The sequence below is a fragment of the Serratia sp. B501 genome, assembly GCF_051172315.1.
GTDB lineage: Bacteria > Pseudomonadota > Gammaproteobacteria > Enterobacterales > Enterobacteriaceae > Serratia > Serratia ureilytica.
Genome location: NZ_JBPIZB010000008.1, coordinates 209,019 through 230,647, shown reverse-complemented (window position 1 = coordinate 230,647; position 21,629 = coordinate 209,019). Strand labels below are relative to the sequence as shown.

General features: G+C 59.0%; 21 protein-coding genes. 8 read left to right on the top strand and 13 right to left on the bottom strand.

The features are described from left to right. Window positions 1-303: 303 nt before the first annotated feature. A complete protein-coding gene (gene gmhB / locus ACSBQV_RS21370; RefSeq protein ID WP_025304009.1) occupies window positions 304-867 on the bottom strand; it encodes a D-glycero-beta-D-manno-heptose 1,7-bisphosphate 7-phosphatase in 564 nt (187 codons plus the stop codon). A gap of 188 nt (window positions 868-1,055) precedes the next feature. Here gmhB and metN point away from each other — a divergent pair, with 188 nt between their 5' ends. From metN to proS, 6 genes are all read left to right on the top strand, one after another. Then, window positions 1,056-2,087, top strand: a complete 1,032-nt coding sequence (metN, locus tag ACSBQV_RS21365; protein ID WP_004932012.1) for a methionine ABC transporter ATP-binding protein MetN — start codon at window positions 1,056-1,058, stop codon at window positions 2,085-2,087. Next, complete coding sequence (locus ACSBQV_RS21360; protein WP_004932010.1) at window positions 2,080-2,733, top strand: methionine ABC transporter permease MetI; 654 nt, start codon at window positions 2,080-2,082, stop codon at window positions 2,731-2,733. Before metN ends, ACSBQV_RS21360 begins: the two co-directional genes overlap by 8 nt. A 39-nt stretch (window positions 2,734-2,772) precedes the next feature. Beyond that, window positions 2,773-3,588 (top strand): MetQ/NlpA family lipoprotein, encoded by an 816-nt coding sequence (locus tag ACSBQV_RS21355; RefSeq protein WP_025304010.1) that lies wholly within the window; start codon window positions 2,773-2,775, stop codon window positions 3,586-3,588. 114 nt (window positions 3,589-3,702) lie between these two features. Continuing rightward, window positions 3,703-4,107 carry an Rcs stress response system protein RcsF gene (gene rcsF / locus ACSBQV_RS21350; RefSeq protein ID WP_025304011.1) on the top strand — a complete coding sequence of 135 codons (405 nt, stop codon included), beginning with the start codon at window positions 3,703-3,705 and terminating at the stop codon, window positions 4,105-4,107. After that, window positions 4,104-4,811 carry a tRNA (N6-threonylcarbamoyladenosine(37)-N6)-methyltransferase TrmO gene (tsaA, locus tag ACSBQV_RS21345; RefSeq protein WP_033644898.1) on the top strand — a complete coding sequence of 236 codons (708 nt, stop codon included), beginning with the start codon at window positions 4,104-4,106 and terminating at the stop codon, window positions 4,809-4,811. The genes rcsF and tsaA overlap by 4 nt, the downstream gene beginning before the upstream one ends. Window positions 4,812-4,923: 112 nt before the next feature. After that, window positions 4,924-6,642, top strand: a complete 1,719-nt coding sequence (gene proS, locus ACSBQV_RS21340) for a proline--tRNA ligase (protein WP_099783524.1) — start codon at window positions 4,924-4,926, stop codon at window positions 6,640-6,642. Window positions 6,643-6,710: 68 nt separating this feature from the next. Here the strand turns inward: proS and nlpE are convergent, their stop codons facing one another. The 3 genes from nlpE to ACSBQV_RS21325 are packed head-to-tail and all read right to left on the bottom strand — an operon-like array spanning window position 6,711 to window position 8,389. Continuing rightward, window positions 6,711-7,394: an envelope stress response activation lipoprotein NlpE gene (nlpE, locus tag ACSBQV_RS21335; protein WP_033644894.1), complete on the bottom strand. Its 684-nt coding sequence runs from the start codon at window positions 7,392-7,394 to the stop codon at window positions 6,711-6,713. Between the two features lie 29 nt (window positions 7,395-7,423). Then, window positions 7,424-7,837, bottom strand: a complete 414-nt coding sequence (arfB, locus tag ACSBQV_RS21330; RefSeq protein ID WP_033644893.1) for an alternative ribosome rescue aminoacyl-tRNA hydrolase ArfB — start codon at window positions 7,835-7,837, stop codon at window positions 7,424-7,426. A 3-nt stretch (window positions 7,838-7,840) separates the two neighbouring features. After that, a complete protein-coding gene (locus ACSBQV_RS21325; RefSeq protein ID WP_033644891.1) occupies window positions 7,841-8,389 on the bottom strand; it encodes a YaeQ family protein in 549 nt (182 codons plus the stop codon). A 213-nt stretch (window positions 8,390-8,602) separates the two neighbouring features. On the opposite strand from ACSBQV_RS21325, the gene ACSBQV_RS21320 reads away from it, so the two are divergent. Together ACSBQV_RS21320 and rof are read left to right on the top strand one after the other, a co-directional pair. After that, window positions 8,603-8,803 carry a YaeP family protein gene (locus ACSBQV_RS21320; RefSeq protein ID WP_033652508.1) on the top strand — a complete coding sequence of 67 codons (201 nt, stop codon included), beginning with the start codon at window positions 8,603-8,605 and terminating at the stop codon, window positions 8,801-8,803. Further along, window positions 8,790-9,053 (top strand): Rho-binding antiterminator, encoded by a 264-nt coding sequence (gene rof / locus ACSBQV_RS21315; RefSeq protein WP_004931991.1) that lies wholly within the window; start codon window positions 8,790-8,792, stop codon window positions 9,051-9,053. The genes ACSBQV_RS21320 and rof overlap by 14 nt, the downstream gene beginning before the upstream one ends. A gap of 50 nt (window positions 9,054-9,103) precedes the next feature. Here rof and ACSBQV_RS21310 read toward each other — a convergent pair whose 3' ends face one another. The 9 genes from ACSBQV_RS21310 to accA form a co-directional block, all read right to left on the bottom strand. Continuing rightward, the gene (locus ACSBQV_RS21310; protein WP_025304017.1) at window positions 9,104-9,418 is read right to left on the bottom strand and encodes a c-type cytochrome; all 315 of its coding nucleotides are present in this window, start codon (window positions 9,416-9,418) and stop codon (window positions 9,104-9,106) included. After that, window positions 9,418-10,749, bottom strand: coding sequence for a tRNA lysidine(34) synthetase TilS (gene tilS / locus ACSBQV_RS21305; protein ID WP_099783522.1), 1,332 nt, complete (start codon window positions 10,747-10,749; stop codon window positions 9,418-9,420). Before tilS ends, ACSBQV_RS21310 begins: the two co-directional genes overlap by 1 nt. Window positions 10,750-10,805: 56 nt before the next feature. Continuing rightward, entirely contained in the window at window positions 10,806-12,251 is a 1,446-nt protein-coding gene (gene dtpD, locus ACSBQV_RS21300; RefSeq protein WP_060660317.1) for a dipeptide permease DtpD, read from the bottom strand. Between the two features lie 68 nt (window positions 12,252-12,319). Beyond that, window positions 12,320-14,458, bottom strand: coding sequence for a lysine decarboxylase CadA (cadA, locus tag ACSBQV_RS21295; RefSeq protein WP_033635725.1), 2,139 nt, complete (start codon window positions 14,456-14,458; stop codon window positions 12,320-12,322). Window positions 14,459-14,553: 95 nt separating this feature from the next. After that, window positions 14,554-15,897: a cadaverine/lysine antiporter gene (cadB, locus tag ACSBQV_RS21290; RefSeq protein WP_033644886.1), complete on the bottom strand. Its 1,344-nt coding sequence runs from the start codon at window positions 15,895-15,897 to the stop codon at window positions 14,554-14,556. A gap of 369 nt (window positions 15,898-16,266) precedes the next feature. Then, entirely contained in the window at window positions 16,267-17,823 is a 1,557-nt protein-coding gene (gene cadC, locus ACSBQV_RS21285) for a lysine decarboxylation/transport transcriptional activator CadC (protein WP_033644885.1), read from the bottom strand. Window positions 17,824-17,912: 89 nt separating this feature from the next. Then, window positions 17,913-18,302 carry a VOC family protein gene (locus ACSBQV_RS21280; RefSeq protein WP_047026598.1) on the bottom strand — a complete coding sequence of 130 codons (390 nt, stop codon included), beginning with the start codon at window positions 18,300-18,302 and terminating at the stop codon, window positions 17,913-17,915. A 107-nt stretch (window positions 18,303-18,409) separates the two neighbouring features. After that, window positions 18,410-20,554, bottom strand: a complete 2,145-nt coding sequence (locus tag ACSBQV_RS21275; protein WP_099783518.1) for a lysine decarboxylase LdcC — start codon at window positions 20,552-20,554, stop codon at window positions 18,410-18,412. A 111-nt stretch (window positions 20,555-20,665) separates the two neighbouring features. Beyond that, complete coding sequence (accA, locus tag ACSBQV_RS21270) at window positions 20,666-21,625, bottom strand: acetyl-CoA carboxylase carboxyl transferase subunit alpha (RefSeq protein WP_004931972.1); 960 nt, start codon at window positions 21,623-21,625, stop codon at window positions 20,666-20,668. Window positions 21,626-21,629: the final 4 nt, after the last annotated feature.

The window sequence follows — 21,629 nt, the reverse complement described above, 5'->3', positions numbered from 1 at the left end:
TTTTTTGCATCCGAAGATGCTGGATATCGTCTTGTGGAGTGCCCACACAGATTGTCTGATAAATTGTTAAAGAGCAGTGAGTTAGGCGCTTTCGCTTGCTAACTCGAGGTGGCGTATATTACGCTTTCCTCTTTCAGAGTCAACCCTAATTTTCAGGATTTTTTCTCTGCGACCCCCGGATACTCTGTGAAGTTGTTCACATGTTCCGTGTCGATGGAGGCGCATTATAGGGAGCCGGTTCAGAATGACAAGCGTTAATATGCATTTTTTATCTGACCGCTCACTATTCATTCGTAACGCCTATTAAACCCGCTTTTTGATGGCTGCCGGCAGGTCCGCCAGGCTGTTTAGCACCCAATCGGCCAGTTTTTCGCCCTGCTCCGTCACCGGCTTGCCGGTACGCACCAGCACCTTGGTGCCGACGCCGGCCGCGATCGCCGCCTGCATGTCTTCCGGTTTATCGCCCACCATATAAGAAGCGGCCATATCGATGTTCAATTCCTGCTGCGCTTGCAGCAACATGCCCGGCTGCGGCTTACGGCAGTCGCACACCTGGCGATACTCTTCTACTGCCGCCTCCGGATGATGCGGGCAGAAATAGATGCCGTCGAAGTCGACGTCGCGATCGGCCAGCGACCAGTCCATCCACTCGGTCAGGTACATAAACTGGTCTTCGCTGAACTTGCCGCGCGCAATGCCGGACTGGTTGGTCACCATCACCAGCGCGAAGCCCATCTTTTTGAGCTCGCGACAGGCGTCGATCACGCCGTCGATAAAGTGGAAGTTGTCGATTTCATGGACATAGCCATGGTCAACATTAATCGTGCCGTCACGATCGAGAAAAATTGCTGGAACGCTTTGTGTCACCGCTTTGCTCCTGAGGGCCTGTATACGCTGACAGTATCGCATGTTTTACCCCACGCTGAGAACGCCGGAGAACATCGTTGGTCGTTGACTTAGACGTCTAGACGCCTTAACATCTGAGGCATACCTTGGTTCCACGCCGAGGTTTACTTTTATCTAGCCACGGGCAACCACGCTAAAATAAGAAGAATATGATTAAACTTTCTAACATCACTAAAGTGTTCCAGCAGGGTTCGCGCACCATTACCGCGCTCTCTGACGTGACCCTTCACGTTCCTGCCGGGCAAATCTATGGCGTCATCGGTTCCTCCGGCGCCGGTAAAAGCACGCTGATCCGCTGCGCCAACATGCTTGAGCGCCCCACCTCCGGCCAGGTGCTGGTCGATGGCCAGGATCTGACGTCTCTGTCAGAAAGCGAACTGACGCGCGCCCGTCGCCAAATCGGCATGATCTTCCAGCACTTTAACCTGCTCTCTTCCCGTACGGTGTTCGGCAACGTGGCGTTGCCGCTGGAGCTGGACAATACGCCGCGCGCCGAGATCAAAAAGCGCGTGACCGAACTGCTGGAACTGGTCGGCCTGGCGGACAAGCACGACGCCTACCCGGCCAACCTGTCCGGCGGCCAGAAACAGCGTGTGGCGATCGCGCGCGCGCTGGCCAGCAACCCTAAAGTGCTGCTGTGCGACGAGGCCACCAGCGCGCTGGATCCGGCCACCACCCGTTCCATCCTGGAACTGCTGAAAGACATCAACCGCCGTCTGGGCCTGACCATTCTGCTCATCACCCATGAAATGGACGTGGTGAAACGCATCTGCGACCAGGTCGCGGTCATCAGCCAGGGGCAGCTGATCGAAAAAGACAGCGTCAGCGAAGTGTTCTCGCACCCGAAAACGCCGCTGGCCCAACAGTTCATTCAGTCCACGCTGCATCTGGATATCCCGGACGACTACGCCGCGCGCCTGTCGCCGGAGCGTCAGGGCGACCGTCAGCCGCTGCTGCGCCTGGAGTTCACCGGTCAGTCGGTCGATGCGCCGCTGCTGTCTGAAGCCGCTCGCCGCTTCAACGTGAACAACAACATTATCAGCGCCCAGATGGATTATGCCGGCGGCGTGAAATTCGGCGTGATGCTGGCGGAGCTGCACGGCAGCGACGAAGACGCGCTGGCAACGATTAAGTTCCTGCAAGAAAATCAGGTAAAAGTAGAGGTTCTGGGTTATGTCTGAGGCAATGATGTGGTTGATGGCGCGTGGCGTGTGGGAAACCGTCATGATGACCTTTGTCTCCGGCTTTTTCGGTTTCGTGCTCGGTCTGCCGGTAGGCGTGCTGCTGTATGTCACCCGCCCGGGGCAGATCATCGCCAACAATTCGCTGTATAAGATCCTGTCCGGGCTGGTGAACATCTTCCGTTCCATCCCGTTCATTATCCTGTTGGTTTGGATGATTCCGTTTACCCGCATGATCGTCGGCACCTCGATCGGTCTGCAAGCGGCGATCGTGCCGCTGACCGTCGGCGCCGCGCCGTTCATCGCGCGCATGGTGGAAAACGCCCTGCTGGAGATCCCGTCCGGTCTGGTGGAAGCGGCGCGCGCCATGGGCGCCACGCCGATGCAGATCATCAAGAAAGTGCTGCTGCCGGAGGCCCTGCCGGGCCTGGTCAACGCCGCGACCATCACCCTGATCACCCTGGTGGGCTACTCCGCCATGGGCGGCGCGGTCGGCGCCGGCGGCCTGGGCCAAATCGGTTACCAATACGGTTATATCGGTTATAACGCCACAGTTATGAATACCGTATTAGTATTACTGGTAGTTTTGGTTTATCTGATCCAATTCTGCGGCGATCGCATCGTCAAAGCCGTTACCCATAAATAGTTTCACAGCATATTAATGCGAGTCTAATGAGGAAGGGATATGTCGTTAACATTTAAATCCATCGCGACAATTGGCGCACTGATCGGCACTCTGGCTCTAGCGGGCTGCGGCCAGGATGAAAAGAATCCAAACCACATCAAGGTCGGCGTGATCGTCGGCGCTGAACAGCAAGTGGCCGAAGTGGCGCAGAAAGTGGCGAAAGAGAAATACGGTCTGGACGTTGAGCTGGTCACCTTCAACGACTACGTGCTGCCTAACGAAGCGCTGAGCAAAGGCGATATCGACCTGAACGCCTTCCAGCACAAACCTTATCTGGATCAGCAGATCAAAGATCGCGGCTACAAGCTGGTGCCGGTCGGCAGCACCTTTGTTTACCCGATCGCCGGTTACTCCAAAAAAATCAAATCGCTGGACGAACTGAAAGAGGGTTCTCAGATCGCACTGCCGAACGATCCGACCAACCTGGGCCGTTCGCTGCTGCTGCTGCAGAAAGTCGGTCTGATTAAACTGAAAGACGGCGTTGGCCTGCTGCCGACCGTACTGGACGTGACCGAGAATCCGAAAAACCTGAAGCTGGTTGAGCTGGAAGCCCCTCAGCTGCCGCGCTCTCTGGACGATCAGCAGATCGCGCTGGCGGTGATCAACACCACCTATGCCAGCCAGATCGGCCTGACGCCGGCGAAAGACGGTCTGTTTGTGGAAGATAAAGACTCACCTTACGTCAACCTGCTGGTTGCGCGCGAAGATAATAAAGACGCGGAAAACGTGAAGAAATTCGTCCAGGCCTACCAGTCTGACGAAGTTGACGCCGCCGCCAACAAAATCTTCAACGGCGGTGCCGTGAAAGGCTGGTAAGCGCTTATTCACCAATTTTATTCCTATAATTGCAAGACGGGCCAAGGCCCGTCTTGTTATTTCCGCCATAGATTGCTTCAATAGCGCCACTTTCATTAAGGCAGAGGAATCTCAATGCGTGTTTTACCTCTCTGTTTGTTAGCGCTCGCGCTGGCCGGATGTTCATCGCAACGTATCGCGCCATCCTCAACAAACAGCACCAGCAAGCCGACCACGACCGCCCCGGCCAAGACCACGCCGGCCGCCCGCCCCGCTCCGGTAAAACTGTATAAAAGTGCAGAAGAACTCGTGGGTAAACCATTCCGCGATCTGGGTGAAGTGTCCGGCGAATCGTGCCAAACCACCGTACAAGACTCCCCACCGAATCTGGCTACCGCCCGTAAACGCATGCAAATCCGTGCGTCTTACATGAAGGCCAACGCCGTGCTGCTGCACGACTGCCAGATTGTCAGCGGCGTCGCCGGTTGTTACCAGCAGGCCGTTTGCCAGGGCTCGGCGCTTAACGTCTCGTCTAAATGACCGAATTCGTTTTCGAGCAGATCGGCGTGATCCGCTCGCCGTATAAAGAGAAATTCGCCGTGCCCCGCCAACCGGGGCTGGTCGAAGACGGTGGCGGCGAACTGCTGCTGCTGCCGCCTTACAACCAGGCGGAAGCGGTTCGCGGTCTCAGCGATTTCAGCCATCTGTGGGTGATGTTCATTTTCCATCAAACCATGGAAGGCGGCTGGCGCCCGACGGTACGCCCACCGCGTTTAGGCGGCAATGCCCGCATGGGCGTGTTCGCCACCCGCTCCACCTTCCGCCCCAACCCGCTCGGCATGTCGCTCATTGAGCTCAAAGGCGTACGGGTGAAAAACGGGGAAGTGGCGCTGGAACTGGGCAGCCTCGATCTGGTCGACGGCACCCCGGTGGTGGACATCAAGCCTTATCTGCCGTTCGCCGAGAGCCAACCGCAGGCCCGCGCCGGCTTTGCCCAGGCCGCGCCCGCCGGCGATATGCCGGTGCGTTTCGCGCCGCAGGCGGAACAGCAGCTGCAGCAACATCAGGCGCGCTACCCGCAATTAAGGCGTTTTATCAGCCAGGTGCTGGCACAGGACCCCCGTCCCGCCTATCGTAAAGGAGAGGACGTCGAACGGGATTACGCCGTCTGGCTGCTGGATTTCAACGTGCGCTGGCGCGTCGTGGACGGCCACACCGAAGTGCTGTCGCTCGACCCGCGTTAAAATTCCGCCGCCTCTCTTTTGGCGACCCGCTCGCGCTGGTAAACTAAATCACTTTTTGGCCGCCACTCTGGCAGCCCGATGCAATTTGCAGTTCTAACGGAACCAAAACACCATGCGTACTAGCCAATATCTGCTCTCCACTCTGAAGGAGACACCTGCCGACGCCGAAGTGATCAGCCACCAGCTGATGCTGCGCGCCGGGATGATCCGCAAGCTGGCCTCCGGTCTTTACACCTGGCTGCCGACCGGCCTGCGCGTTCTGAAAAAGGTTGAAAACATCGTTCGCGAAGAAATGAACAATGCTAACGCGATCGAAGTGTCCATGCCGGTGGTTCAGCCTGCCGACCTGTGGCAGGAAAGCGGCCGTTGGGAGCAATACGGCCCCGAGCTGCTGCGCTTCGTCGACCGCGGCGACCGTCCTTTCGTGCTGGGCCCGACGCATGAAGAAGTGATCACCGATCTGATCCGCAACGAGATCAGCTCGTACAAGCAGCTGCCGCTGAACTTCTTCCAGATCCAGACCAAGTTCCGTGATGAAGTGCGCCCACGTTTCGGCGTGATGCGTTCCCGTGAGTTCCTGATGAAGGATGCCTACTCCTTCCATACCTCGCAGGAGTCTCTGCAGGAGACTTACGACGCGATGTACGAAGCGTACAGCAAAATCTTCAGCCGCATGGGACTGGATTTCCGCCCGGTGCAGGCCGATACCGGCTCGATCGGCGGCAGTGCGTCGCACGAATTCCAGGTGCTGGCAGACAGCGGTGAAGACGATATCGTGTTCTCCACCGGTTCCGACTTCGCCGCCAACATCGAGCTGGCGGAAGCGGTCGCTCCGGCAGCGCCGCGCGCGGCGGCCAGCGAAGAGCTGCGCCTGGTGGATACGCCAAACGCCAAAACCATCGCCGAGCTGGTCGAGCAATTCCAGCTGCCGGTGGAAAAAACCGTGAAGACGCTGATGGTGCGCGCCACCGAAGAGAGCGGCCATAAACTGGTCGCCCTGCTGGTGCGCGGCGATCACGAGCTGAACAAAATCAAGGCCGAGAAGCTGGCGCAGGTTGCCGCGCCGCTGACCTTCGCCACTGAAGAAGAGATCCGCGCCATCGTCGGCGCCGGCCCGGGTTCCCTCGGCCCGGTCAAGCTGCAGATGCCGGTGGTTGCCGACCGCAGCGTAGCGGCGATGAGCGACTTTGGCGCCGGCGCCAACGTTGACGGCAAACACTACTTCGGCATCAACTGGGAGCGGGATCTGCCGCTGCCGCAGGTGGCCGACATCCGTAACGTGGTGGAAGGCGACGCCAGCCCGGACGGTCAGGGCACGCTTCTGATCAAACGCGGCATCGAAGTGGGCCATATCTTCCAGCTCGGCACCAAGTATTCGGAAGCGATGAAAGCGACCGTACAGGGTGAAGACGGCCGCAACCAGGTGCTGACCATGGGTTGCTACGGCATCGGGGTGACGCGCGTCGTGGCCGCTGCCATCGAGCAGAACCACGACGAACGCGGCATTATCTGGCCGGACGCCATCGCGCCGTTCCAGGTCGCTATTCTGCCGATGAACATGCACAAGTCGTTCCGCGTGCAGGCGCTGGCCGAAGAGCTGTACAACACCCTGCGCTCCCACGGCATCGACGTGATCCTCGATGACCGCAAAGAGCGCCCGGGCGTGATGTTCGCGGATATGGAGCTGATCGGCGTGCCGCACTCTATCGTTATCGGCGACCGTAACCTCGACAACGAAGAGATCGAGTACAAAAACCGCCGCGTCGGCGAGAAGCAAATGATCAAAACCGGTGAAATCGTTGATTTCCTGCTGGGCCAGATCAAACGCTGAACACCGAGCGTCAGCGAATAAAAAACCCGCCTAGGCGGGTTTTTTTATGTCCATGGGGACAGGGGAAGTTAGTTGTTGCTGCAGCTTTTACTGCGGTCGAACGCGATTTTACCGTCCGGCACCACCGCCTTCTCTATCTGCCCCTCTTCCATCGACGGCTGCACGCTGAAGTGCGCGTTGAAAGTCAGAAACACCGGCTCACCGGCATTCTTATTGGCTTTGGCGTAACCTTGCTCCAGCGCGATGTTGTTATCCACCGGGAACGTGATGCCGGTGGCGCAATCTTTGAACACCGCCGCGTCGGCCATATAGGTGTAGCTGCCTTTCATCACCATCGGCGTTTTAGGCAATGGCTTCTCGACCGGCTCCAGACGATAATTCAGCTTGGAGGCGATCGGCGCGCCGCTGCGATCCAGCATCTCAAGACTCTTGCCCACCGGGCGGAAGTAGCGTTTTTCCCCGGTGCTGTCAGTCAGCACCAGCTTATCCGCGGTGCGCGCCCATTTGCCGTAGTCGGCGAAGGTCTGATCGCCGTCTTTGGTGCCGCGATAAGTTTCCTGCAGCACAAAGGTGCCGTCCTCATCCAGGAACAGCGCCGTATCCAGCCCGCCGCAATCGGCGCAAGGCAACAGCCCTTGATAACTCTGCGGCATCGCCTGCAGCGGTTGTTCCTTCGGTTGATAATGATTGTTGCATCCCAACAACGAGAGTGCGCCTGCCGCCAAGAACAGGGCTACCGTAATTTTCTTCACAGTTATTCTCCTACTGTGTTCATGTATTCCTAAGTGCGAACCTTGCCACGCAGCGCCTTGGTGGCGCCCTTACGCGCCTTGCCTTCCAAACGGCGCAATTTTGCCCCTTTGGTCGGCTTGGTCGCCTTGCGCATTTTTTCCACCACCATCGCCTGCTGAATCAGCGCGACCAATCTGGCCAACGCCGCTTCGCGATTCAATTCCTGACTGCGATACTCTTGCGCCTTGATAATCACTACGCCATCAGCGGTAATGAGATGATGATTCAGCGCCAGCAGCCTTTCCTTATAATACTCTGGCAGGCTGGATGCCCGGATGTCAAAGCGCAAATGGATCGCCGTTGAGGTTTTGTTCACGTGCTGGCCACCCGCGCCCTGCGCGCGGATCGCCGTCAATTCCAGCTCATTATCCGGTATGGCTACGTTTCTTGACAGTTCCAGCACCGGTCACACCTGTGCCTGCTGCCACTCGGCAAACTGGATTTCCAGACTATTCTGAGCATCAGACAGCCAAATAGTTCCCTCCTGCAGCGTTGCCTGCAGCGTCATGGTGCGGCTGGCCAGCGCCGTCAGGCGCGCCAGCTGTTCGTCATCGAGGAAGCGCACGCTCAGGTTCTTGTAGCCGGCCACTTTTCCCTGCATCGCCTGCCACCAAACGTGCGCGGCGCGCTCGCCGTAAGCGTACAAGACCACGCGCGGCGACTGGTTGCAGGCCTTGCGGATGCGTTTCTCGTCGGGCAATCCCATCTCGATCCACATTTCCAGCCCGTTGTGGTCGTTGCGCTGCCAGATCTCCGGCTCGTCGTCGGCGCTCAGCCCTTTGGTGAACACCAGCCGCTCGTCGGCGTGGCAGATCCAGGCCAACAGTCGCAGCATCATGCGCTGCTCATTTTCGGACGGGTGTTGCGCCAGCGTCAGCGTGGCGTCGTGGTAGAAGTGACGATCCATATCAGCAATATTGACCGCGGCTTTATAAATGGTTGCTTTCAGCGCCATGGGTGACCTCGTTATTATCCGGCGACAGTGTACTTGATCAGGGCCAAACCCCGCCAGCGCGGCCAGGCTGCGGCAGTGCGAAAGGCGTGCCGGGGTGCTGATAACTCCATAACAGCTGTGCTATAGTCGTCTAGGATAGGATAAAACTCCGAGAGCCTGCGCCTCATCGCGATAGTAGTCTTGATGATGCAGAGGTTCTTAAGGGAGGAAACTGTGCAACAATACTGTGAGTTAGTACGCCGTACTTACGCCGAGATTGGCAGTGGAGATCTTGGCTACGTGCCTGATGCGCTGGCTTGTGCGTTGAAGGCATTGGACGATGTCGCAGCGAACCACGCGCTACCGTCCTCCGTTAGGGAACAGGCGGCCTTTGCCGCCGCTAACTTATTGGTGAGCGACTATGTTGATGAATGATGAGTACCAACCCATCAATTGCGATGACTACGACAACCTGGAACTCGCCTGTCAGCATAAACTTATTCTGAAGCTGGAGTTACGCGACGGAGAAGTGATCGAGGCCAAGGCGATCGACCTGCTGCAAAAGAAACGCGTTGAGTATCTGACCATCGAACAGAACGGCCAGCAGCGCGACCTGCGTCTGGACCATATCAGCAGTTTCAGTCATCCGGAAATCGGTACCGTGGTCGTCAGTCTGTCGGACTGAGCAGCGGTAACCCCATCCCAACAGGGCAGCCCAACGGCTGCCCTCGTCATTTAGGGCTTCAGGCTGGCGTAATAAGCCGCCAGATCGGCGATATCGTCATCCGACAATCCCGACACATAGGCTTTCATCACCTCGGCCTGGCCGCCGTTGCGTTCCCCTTTCTTGTACGCCTGCAACGCGTGCTGCAGGTACATGGCGTTTTGCCCGGCCAGATTCGGGTACATCGGCACCGTCACCTTGCCCTGCGCGCCGTGGCAGGCCGCGCACGCGGCGGCTTTGGCCTGACCGGCGGCCGCATCCCCCGCCGCCAACGCCGGCAGGCTGAACAGGCCGGCGGCCAACAGCGCGATTTCCACAAACTTCATCATTGCTCCTCACGATTATGATTTTTTTCCCAGCGCAGCCGCCACGGGCGTTCGCCTTCCGGCACCTGCCCCGCCTCACAGACGAATACGCCCAGCGCGGCGATCAGCTGCTCATCATAATAAATCAACGGGATGCGTTCACGCTGCCAGGGAGGAATACCCAGCTCCTGCCACAGTTTTTTTATCGGCCGCGAATGGGCGCGCCCCACGATGCGCACCGCGCCCTGTACACCGCCGAAACGAATGCTAATCTGCTGCGATGGCAGCGGCGCGCGCAGCGCCAGATCGCCCTCACCGGCAACCAACTGCCCCAGCCCGCCCGGCAACGTCAGCGGCTGGTCAGGCTGCCAGGGCAGATGCACATCGCGCAGCGCCGCCAGCGGCGGCAACAGGTGCAATCGGCCTCGGAAACGGCGGATCTGATAGGCGCCGAGCTGCAGCTGCGGTTCGGCATCTTCCCGGCTGAGCGCCACCTCCTCCCACAGACGCTGCAACTGCTCACGCGCCGGCATGGTAACGTTGAACAATGCGATCCAGCGCCGCAACAGAGCGAAGCGCCGCACCGGCGAACAGGCCGTCAAACCGTCGATCGCCAATGAGCGATCCGCCGCCAACAGGCTTTGCAGCGGTTCCGCCAGCAGCTCGTCCAATAATTGTTCCTGTTCGGCGCACAGGCTGGCGCTGCGCGCCACCGCCGAGGCGAAGTGCGGCCAACGTTGATTGAGCTGCGGCAACACCTGCAACCGCAGGAAATTGCGATCGAAGCGCGTGTCCTGATTGCTGTCGTCGTCTATCCAGGCCAAGCCGTGGCGTTGCGCGTAATTTTCCAGCGTTTGACGCGAGCAGCCCAGCAGCGGCCGCAGCAGCAGGTGCTCGCCCAGCGTGGCGCGCGCCGCCATCGCCGACAACCCCGCCGGCCCGCTGCCGCGCTTGAGCGCCAACAGGAAGGTTTCGCTTTGATCGTCAAGGTGTTGGGCGGTGAGCAGCGCTTCGCCCTCCGCCAATGCTGCGCTGAAAGCGGCATAGCGCGCCGCACGCGCCGCCGCTTCGATGCCGCCCTGGCGGGCATCCACCTGCACGTGCGTCACCGTCAGCGGGATCCGCCACTCGGCGCACCGGCTGCGGCAATGCTCAACCCAACGGTCGGCAAAGGCGCTCAGGCCATGATGCACGTGCAGCGCGCGCAGCTGCAGCGCCGGACGTTGGCGGCGCAACGCCGCCAGCAGATGCAGCAGCACGCTGGAATCCAGGCCGCCGCTGAACGCCACCAGCAGCCGCTGCTGCGCGCCCAGTTGGTCCGCCACCTGCGTCGTTAATTGATCAGTATCCATCGGTAGGCTTTGTCACTTCTACATAGCTGCACGTTAACCCCGCCTACCGCCATCAATCAAGCATTAACCGTCCGGGCCTGGCGTCGCGTCAGCAGCCACCAGCCGCCCAGCACCGCGATCACCGCCAGCGCGCATCCGGCCGCTCCCCAGCCGATCTGGGCGAAAATGCGGCCATACGCCTGCATCGCCGCCCCTTCGATGTGGTCCTCGGCGGTCTGATTGGCGATAATGCCCGCCAGATAGTTGGCGATCGAACCGGTCGCCAACATATAGATGCCGGTCAACACGCCGGTGGCGCCGGGGATATTCAGCCGGGTGATCTGCGCCATCGCCACCGGATCGATAAACAGTTCGGCAAAGCCCATCACCGCCAAACCGGCGATCATCAGCCCCATCGATCCCGGCCCGTGCAGCCGCGTATTGAGCGCCATCAGCGTAAAGCCGACGCCGATCAACAGCAGACCGAAGGCGAACTTGCACCAGATGCGCAGCGTGCGATCGCCATCGCCGCTCGCCAGCCAGGCCAGCGCCACGCCGCCCAGCATCACCGCGCAGGCGTTAACCGACTGGAACAGCGCGGTCGGCACCGTCCAGCCGAACCAGCGCCGGTCAACGAAATGATCGATAAACAGGCTGATGGAGCTGCCGCCCTGCTGGGCAAAAGCCCAGAACAGCGTGCCCAGCAGCATCAGTACGATGATCTGCCACAGCCCCCGCCGCTGGCCAGCGTCCGCGCGCAGCATAATGCGCGCCACCAGCGCCACCGCCGCCACGCACACCAACCCGAGCAAATAGCCGGCCCAGCCGCGTTCAAACAGCAGCGTGAAGAACAGAGGCGACGCCAACAGCGCCGCCAGCAGCCATCCCCAGTGCGGCAGGCCCAGGCTCCTGGCGCGCATCAGCGGTGCATTCACGCCGCGCGTGTGGCGGAAATGGCGTCCGCCCAGCAGAAAAATCACCAGGCCGGCGAACATGCCGATCCCGGCCAACGCAAAGCCGACGTGCCAGCCATAGCGCTCGGCCGCCAACCCGCAGGCGATCGGCGCCAGAATAGATCCAACGTTGCCGGCGGCGTACAGCAGCGAGAAGCCCCCTTCGCGGCGCGAATCCTGCGCCGGATACAGCTCGCCCAGCAGGCAGCTGATATTGGATTTGAACAGGCCGTAGCCGCAGATGATGATCGCCAGCGCCAGATAGAGCGACTGGGCGGAGACCGCGCTCAGGCCAAGCACGATATGTCCCAGGGTCATCAGCGCCGCGCCGGCGATCACCGCGACGCGGTTGCCCAGCAGGCGGTCGGCGAGCCAGCCGCCAAGAATAGGAGTGACGTAAACTAACGAAGCGTAAGCGCTGTAGAGATCGATGGCGTGGCTGTCGGTATAGCCGAGTTGGTGGGTCAGATAGAGGATCAATAACGCACGCATGCCGTAAAAGCTGAAATATTCCCAAATTTGTATCGCTACGACATAGTAGATTGCGCGCGGCTGTGAGGGTGTTTTCATGGTGGTCTCCCATCAGTCGGTGAACGACAAAGGGGAAGCGCGAGCGCCTCCCCTCTTATTGGCTGCGGTTATTTCGCCTTCAGCACTTTCACCCGATAACGTCCGTCCGCCTGGCGATAGGCGCCGTGAATGTCGGTTTCAAAGCCCGGATAATGCGCGCCGATTTCGCACAGCATCTGCAGGAACTCCAGCACCGGCCGGCTCTCTTCGGTCAGCATCTCGCCCGGCATCACCAGCGGCACGCCCGGCGGGTATGGGAGGATCATGTTGGCGTTGACCTTACCGACCATCTCTTCCAGATAGACCTCTTCCACTTCGCCGTGCAGCTCTTTCTGGAACGCCTGGTACGGATTCATCACCATGGTTGGCAGCACTTCGAACGCGCGGTACATCAGGTCCGGCAGGTTGTGTTGCTCCACCAGGCGGTGAATGTTCTGCGCCAGATCCTGAATGCGCATGTTTTCATAGAAATCAGGCGCTTCCTGATACAGCGAAGGCAGCATGTTTTTCACCCGCAGGTTCAGGTCGAACGAGCGTTTGAAGTCAGTCATCGCGCGCAGCAGGCTGAGCGCCTTGGTTTTATCGATGCCGATGCTGAACAGGAACAGCAGGTTGTAAGGCCCGGTTTTCTCGACGATGATGCCGCGTTCGTCGAGGTATTTCGCCACAATGCTGGCCGGGATGCCGAACGGCTGCATCTCGCCTTCCTTGCTCATCCCCGGGGTCAGGATAGTGACCTTGATCGGGTCCAGATACATGTGTTCGTTGTCGATGTTCTTGAAACCGTGCCAGGCGCTGTCGGAGCGCAGCGGCCAGCATTCCGGCTCATCGATATGCTCCGGCTGCCAGACGTCGAAGAACCAGCCGTCGGACTCGACTTTCAGGCGTTTGATCTCTTTGCGGAACTTGATCGCGCGCTCGATAGAGCCGTTGATCAGGCGCTTGCCGGCGTTGCCTTTCATCATCGCCGCGGCGGTTTCGGTCGACGCCACGATGCCGTAGTGCGGCGAAGTGGTGGTGTGCATCATGTAGGCTTCGTTGAAGGTCTCTTCGTTGATATCGCCCTTCACATGAATCATCGAAGCCTGCGAGAAGGCCGCCAGCAGTTTGTGGGTGGACTGGGTTTCATAGATCACCTTGCCCTCCACGCGGCCGCCGCTCATGCCGCACTTGCCTTTATAGATCGGATGGAAGTTGGTGTAAGGCACCCAGGCGGAGTCGAAATGGATCGACTTCACGTCCAGAGTGTTCTTGATAAAGTCGGTGTTGTACAGCAGGCCGTCATAGGTGGAGTTGGTGATCACCGCATGCACCGGCCAGGTGGCGTTCGGGGTCTCCTTCACGCGTTTGGCGATGGTGGCGCGCTGGAACTCGCTCTGCGGAATGCCGCCGAGGATGCCGTAGGCATTGCGGGTCGGGCGGAAGTAGATCGGCGTGATGTCGCTCATCATCATCAGGTGAGTCAGCGACTTGTGGCAGTTACGGTCAATCAGCACCGTGCTGCCCGCCGGCGCCGAATACATGCCGACGATCTTGTTGGCGGTGGAGGTGCCGTTGGTCACCATGTAGCTGCGCTCGGCGTTGAACACGCGGGAAATGTACTCTTCCGCCTCTTTGTGCGGGCCGGAGTGATCCAGCAGCGACCCAAGCTCGGACACCGAAATCGAAATATCCGACTTCATGGTGTTCGGGCCGAAGAAATCGTAGAACAGGCTGCCCACCGGGCTTTTCTGGAACGCGGTGCCGCCCATGTGGCCCGGCGTACAGAAGGTGTATTTGCCTTCGCGCACGTATTTGAACAGCGCCTTGGTCAACGGCGGCAGGATGGTGTCGATATACTCGTCGGTATTCTGTTTGATCTTGGCGGCGATGTCGGTTGCCGCGCCGAGCGCATACTCGAAGAAGCGCACCTGCATGCGCAGATCGTTCAGGCTGACGTCCAACGTGGAATAGGTGTTGGCGAATGCGTACAGCGGCATGTATTCGTTCAGCTGGCTGATCTCTTCGCACAGCTCCAGATTGTATTTGTCCCAGTCGAAGATCACCCCGCACAGACGGGCGTTGTTCTCGATCAGTTTCAGCAGGTCTTCGCGATCGTTAGGGTAAACGATGCGGAAATCCAGACTTTCCAGCGCCTGATGCAGTTCACGGATAGGCTCTTCTTTGAAGTAGACACCCATGTGATTCATGATGGCGATAACGTTCATATGCATTTCTCCTGGCAAAGCAAGCCCCTTCCCGTCGCGGCTGACAGGTCGGAAAGAAAGGGGCTGGGTAAATTCAGTCGGTCAGCGGACGCGAATCAGTGCGCTTTGGCCGTGGTGTTTTCATCGACCGCCGCTGCATTGGCAGCCTGGCGGGTATTCATTTTCCGGGCGTAGAACATCAGGATAATCAGGCTGATGATAAAGGTGCCGGACAGTTCGAAAGAGTTGGCGCCCATCAGCGCGATGAAGCAGAAGCCGCAGCCGCACACCGAAGCGATCAGGCTCAGCAGGTTGCGCACGTTGACCCCTTCGAAGCGAATCAGGTCTACGCAGGAGTAGAAGTAAGGCAGCATGGTCAGCAGCACCGCGATGCCGGTCAGCTCGCCGAACAGATCGGAAGCCTTGCCGCCGGCGGAGCTCATCAGGGTGATCAGCACCATCAGCGCGGTCATTTTGCAGCTCGCGAGCAGCAGGCCCTTTTTCGGAATGCCGTTTTTATCCAGCTCGCCGTACACTTTCGGGAAGTTGCCGTCGTTGGCGGCGCGCACCCCGGCCTGGCCGACCAGCATCATCCATGACCCGAGCGAGGTCAGGCAGGCAAAGGCGGTGAACGCGGAAACCATCGGTGCCGCCCAGTTGCCCATAATCGCCGAGGCGCTGATGGCGAACGGCGCGCCGCTGGCGGCCATTTCAGACGCCGGGAACATGCCGCTGATCACCTGGGTGGCGGCGATGTAGATGATGCCCGCCAGGCCGGTGCCGAGCATGGTCGCCAGCGGCACGGTGCGTTTCGGGTTTTTCACCATGCCGGTGCTGACCGCCGCGGATTCCACGCCGATGAACGCCCACAGGCACAGCAGAATACTTTTGATGACCGCATGGCTGTCGGTGGTGCCGGAGGTATTCCAGTTAGCCTGGTAGGTGGCGGCGTCAAACCAGTGCCAGCCGAGGGTGGCGGTTACGATCACCGGGATCAGCACCAGCACCAGGCCCAGGGTGGTCAAGCGGCTGACCCAGGTCCCGCCCAGCATGTTGACGAAGGTGAAGATCCACACGATGGCGATACAGGCGATGCCGGCAGGCACCGGGTTGTTCAACGCCGGGAAGAAGGTGGAGAGATAAGAAACGGCGGTAATGCCGATGGCCAGGTTGCCGATCCAGTTGGCATGGTAATAAAGCACGCCGGTCTGGAAGCCGAACGCCGGGGAAATTTCACCGGCGTAGGCGATAGGGCCGCCCTGCTGCGGATTTTTGGTCGCGAGGCGGGCGTACACGTAGGCCAGCGACATCGCCCCGATAATCGAGATCACCCATCCCCAAATGGCGATGGATCCGAGACTCGCCAGGTTGGCGGGCAATAAGGCAATCCCGCTCCCCATCATATTACCGGCGACTACGCCGGTGCAGGCAATAAGCCCTATTTTCTTGGGTGAAGCCATGGTCAGTTTCTCCTGATTTACGTTTCTTATAAGCCACACCCATAAATAAAAGATTTTAATGAGCCGGCTTGATAGTCAGGATGCTAACCATCGGCAGAAATAAAGTCCTAAAGATAAAGTGAGATTACGCTCATGATCATACAAATGATAATCTGAGGTTTTTGATTAACACATCAAGATAAAAAGGTAAGCTAAAGAAAAGATAAACATCGTTTAAAAACAGGATAATAACCAGGTTAATCACGAATAACAAACGGCAAAAAAGGAACGATATTGCGCAGCAAAATAACACAATGGCGCAACATGTCTTCACCAATAAATAACGCCGCCGGAATTCCCTGAGAATAATGGCGGCGTGGTCCTGGTGAATTATTGGCGCTGATAGTTATTTAAATAAGGCACCACGTTGGTCAATGACGTCTGGAATACGCCATTGGTGATCCAATGCAAGGTATCTTCACCGGGGCGCAGGTTGAACGCGGTAATATAAGAATCCGCCGCCAAATGATTCTGCCCCTGCATTTCATACACTTTGCCCAGCAGCACATAATTCAGCCACGACATTTGCAACTCAATCCCCAGCTCGATCGCCCGGTGCGCATCGTCAATGCGTCCCTGCGCCAGCGCATCAACCGCCAGAACTTGCTGCACGATCGGCGTATTTTTCAATTCGGGGATCGTCGCCAGATGGCTGATATCGGCGCGCAATTGCGCCAGCCCCTGGCTGTCGAACGGTTGATAAGAGTTGCGCAGCACATCCACCAGCGCTTTTTCCGCCAGCAGATAGTGGAAATTCGGCGCGCTTTTAATCAGCTCGCTCAGCTGCGCGCTGGCGCGAGTCAACGAATCGGCGTCGCCGTGGATCAACAATTGATGCGCCTGGTAGAAGCGCTGCAGCAGCGGCCCGTTGTCCGGCAGCAGCTGCGCCAGACGCTGTTCCAGCTGCGGCGGCCAGGGCTGTTTCAGCGCGGCGGACAGGCTGGCGAGGAAGTCGCTTTGGATCTTCAGCTGGTTATCGGCGGTAATGAAGTAACGCTTGTCCAACATGATTGAGCTGTCGGCGTTATCCACCAGCCGTACGGACAGAAAACACTGCTGGGCGCGGTAGTGGCGCTGATTGACGAACTCGATATACAGCGACTTGCCCGAGTTGCTGGGGCCGGAATAGTTGTAATTGGTTTGATCGTGCACCAGGAAGGTCGAGTAGGTGTTGAGCGAATCGGTGATCAGCTCGCTGACGCCCACCACATAGGAGAGCTGCGGCATCCAGTTGCTGCAGCTCTCGCCGCCCTGAATGCGGATATCGATATCGCGCGGATTGAGCAGCACCGGCATGGTCGATACCGGCACGCGCTGCGACAGCGTGGCGATGCCGACAAACGCCACGCAGACGCTGAGCGCCGCCAGAAACGCCAGCCACACCCAGAACGTCGAGCGGCGATAAAAGCGCGGCTGCTTTTCGCCGGGCGCGGCAACCGGCGTTCGGGTCCGGCTCGGTGGCACGTACGGCGTATCGTCTTCATCATCGCTGCCGTCTTCCGGCTCATGCATGATCACCGCAATCTGCGGCGCCGGTGCAGGGGCGGGCTGCGACTCCCCGTCTTCACACCAGATCACCGAAGCCGCCAACTTATACCCGCGCTTAGGCACGGTGATAATGTATTCCGGACTGTCGCTGTCGCCGTCTTTCAGGTATTTGCGCAGTTCTGAAATGCATTGGGTCACCACGTGATTAGTGACGATATTGCGCTTCCAAACGCTATCGATCAGCTCGTCGCGGCTCAACACCACATCGGGGTGCCGGGCGAAATAGCACAGCATGTCGATCAGGCGCGGTTCCAGCGTTTTCTGGCGGCCGTCACGGCTGATGGTATTGTCGGCAGGGGTAACCAGCCACTCCCCGACGCGAAAAGCAGGCTCTTGCATGGCGGAAATAACTCTGTAGGCATGTGGGGCAAGGGCGCGATCATAGCATAATCGCCCCCGGCTGTGGCCGCCGGGAGGCGATTAAGCCGTTAACTCTCGTATAATTCTAACGGTAAACCATCGGGATCGCTGAAAAAGGTAAAACGAGATTGAGTATAAGGATCGACGCGTACCGGTTCGCAGGCGACGCCGGCCGCCTGCAGATGGGCGATGGCTTGATCTATATCGTCAACGCTGAACGCCAGATGGCGCAGGCCGCAAGCCTCCGGGCGGCTGACGCGGGCCGGCGGCGAAGGGAAAGAAAACAGCTCGAGGGTGTATTGCCCGTTGAGCGCCAGATCCGCTTTCCAGGAGTCACGCTCCTCGCGGTAAACTTCACTCAGCAGGGTAAAGCCGAGAATGTCGCAATAGAAATGTTTACTGGCGGCGTAGTCCGCGCCAATGATCGCGATGTGATGCACCTGACGTAATGCCAGCATAGAAGCCCTCTCCTGTTCATTCTGATGGTGCACGGTATCCGGCGGCGATGAGGCCGTCAATGAGGAAGCCCGGCGCATCTTTCCAAACCGCCGGGCGCATTATGGCCTTATGGCTGCGGGGCTTTCAGCACCTTCACCAGATAGCGTCCGTCTTCCGTCAGCTTGGCGCCGTGGATATCGGTTTCAAAACCGGGATAGCGCTCGCCGATCGAGCACAGCATCAGCAGGAAATCGAGCACCGCCCGGCTCTCTTCGGTGATCATTTCCCCCGGCATCACCAGCGGCACGCCCGGCGGATAAGGCAGGATCATATTGGCCGCCACCTTGCCCACCAACTGATCCAGCTCGCAGGTTTCCACATTGCCGCGCACCTGCTCCTGGAACATCTGGTGCGGCGTCAGCTTCATTTCCGGCAGCACGTCAAACGCCCGCTGCATCAGGCGCGGCAGATCGTGTTGGCAGATCAGGCGATGAATACCGGCGGCCAGATCCTGGATGCGCATATGGCGATAGAAATCCGGATCCTCGGCGTACAGATCCGGCAGCATGTTCTTCACCCGCAGGTTGAGATCGTAGGCGCGCTTGAAGTCGGTCAGGCCGCGCAGCAGGCTCATCGCCTTGGTTTTATCGATGCCGATGCTGAACAGGAACAGCAGGTTGTACGGCCCGGTCTTCTCCACCACGATGCCGCGCTCGTCGAGGTACTTCGCCACCAGCGCCGCCGGGATCCCCTCTTCCTCCAGCGCCCCCAGTTCATTCATGCCCGGCGTCAGGATCGTCACCTTGATCGGATCGAGATACATATGATCGCGATCGGTCTGGCCGAAACCGTGCCAGTTATCGTCCGGATCCAGCGGCCAGCACTGCGCTTCATCGATCTCTTCCGGCTGCCAGATATCGAAGAACCAGCTGTCGCTTTCCTCGCGCAGCCGCTGCACTTCACGGCGAAAATGCAGCGCGCGCTCCACCGAACGGTTGATCAAGCGGCGCCCCGGATTGCCGCGCAGCATGGCGGCGGCGGTCTCCATCGACGCCACGATGCCGTAGTGCGGCGAAGTGGTGGTGTGCATCATGTAGGCTTCGTTGAAGGTGCTCTCGTCGTAGTCGCCCTTGATATGAATCATCGAGGCCTGCGAGAAGGCCGCCAGCAGCTTGTGGGTGGATTGGGTTTCGTAGAAAACCTTGCCGGGCACCCGATCGCCGCTCATGCCGCTCTTGCCGTCGTAAATCGGGTGGAAGTTGGTGTAAGGCACCCAGGCGGAGTCGAAGTGGATCGACTTCACCTCCAGCGTCTGCTTGATGTAGTCGGTGTTGTACAGCAGGCCGTCATAGGTGGAATTGGTGATCACCGCATGCACCGGCCAGGTGGCGTTCGGGGTCTCCTGCACCCGGGCGGCGATGCTGGCGCGGGTAAACTCGCGCTGCGGAATACCACCGAGGATGCCGTAGGCGTTGCGCAGCGGGCGCAGATAGATCGGCACGATATCGCTCATCATCAGCAGGTGGCACAGCGATTTGTGGCAGTTGCGGTCGATCAGCACCGTGCTGCCCGCCGGCGCTGAATACATGCCGACGATCTTGTTGGCGGTGGAGGTGCCGTTGGTGACCAGATAGCTCTGCTCGGCATTGAAGGTGCGTGCGATGTACTCTTCGGCCTCCAGATGCGGGCCGGTATGATCCAGCAGCGACCCGAGCTCGGTGACCGAAATCGAGATGTCGGCCTTCAGGGTATTGGCGCCGAAGAAGTCATAGAACAGGCAGCCCACCGGGCTTTTCTGGAACGCAGTGCCGGCCATGTGGCCCGGCGTGCAAAAGGTGTACTTTCCTTCGCGCACGTAGTTGAACAGCGCCTTGGTCAGCGGCGGCGTAATGGTGTCGATGTATTCCGCCGTGTATTGCTGGATGCGCTGCGCGATATCGTCCGCCGCATTCAGGCCATACTCGAAGAAATAGAGCACCATGCGCATTTCATGCAGGCTGACGTCGAAGGTGGAGTGAGTATTGATAAAGGCGTACAGCGGCAGGTATTCGTTCAGCTCGTTGATCTCGCTGCACAGCTCCAGGCTGTAATCGTCCCAGTCGAAGATCACGCCGCAGATGCGGGCATTGGCTTCGATCAGCTTCAGCAGGTCACCGCTGTTTTTGGGGTATACCAGCTGGAATCCCATCGCGCCCAGCGCCGCGTGGAGCTCGCGGATCGGCTCATCTTTGTAGTAGACGCCCGTCGGGCCCATGATGGCGATGATATTCATCGGCAGCTCCTGTCAGTTAACGGCCAAGTCTCTATAACACCACGAAAATCCGGCGGTGTGTAGCCAAAAAAAAACCGCCCGAAGGCGGTTTATTACCGTGAAGATCGCAACTCAGCAGTAGCCGTAGTTCATCAGACGCTGGTAACGGCGGTTGAGCAACTCTTCGTCGTTCAGGCCATCCAGATCTTTCAGATCGGCCAGCAGCTGCGCTTTCAGCGCGGCGGCCATCGCCGGCACGTCGCGGTGCGCGGAACCCAGCGGCTCCGGGATCACCGAGTCGATCAGCTTCAGCTCTTTCAGACGCGGCGCTGTGATGCCCATCGCTTCCGCGGCCAGCGGCGCCTTGTCGGCGCTCTTCCACAGGATGGAGGCACAGCCTTCCGGCGAAATCACCGAGTAGGTGCTGTACTGCAGCATGTTCACCTTGTCGCCCACGCCGATCGCCAGCGCGCCGCCCGAGCCGCCTTCACCGATGACGGTGCAGATGACCGGTACGTTCAGGCGCGACATCTCACGCAGGTTGCGCGCGATGGCTTCCGACTGGCCACGTTCTTCCGCGCCCACGCCCGGATAAGCGCCCGGGGTATCGATAAAGGTGATGATCGGCATCTTGAAGCGCGCGGCCATTTCCATCAGGCGCAAAGCCTTGCGGTAGCCTTCCGGCGCCGGCATGCCGAAGTTACGGCGGATCTTCTCTTTGGTTTCACGGCCTTTCTGGTGCCCGATGATCATCACCGGGCGGCCATCCAGGCGCGCAATCCCCCCGACGATCGCTTTGTCGTCGGCGTAAGCGCGATCGCCCGCCAACTCTTCGAAGTCGGTAAAGATATGTTTGATATAATCCAGGGTATAAGGACGGCGCGGGTGGCGTGCCAATTGGGCAATCTGCCAGGCCCCAAGATCGGCAAAAATCTTGCGCGTCAGCTCAACGCTCTTTTCACGCAGGCGCTGAACCTCTTCGTCCAGATTAATATCTAATTTTTCGTCTTGACGGCTGACTGCAGTCAGCGAGTCAATTTTCGCTTCCAGCTCTGCAATCGGCTGTTCAAAATCAAGAAAATTCAGACTCATAGCA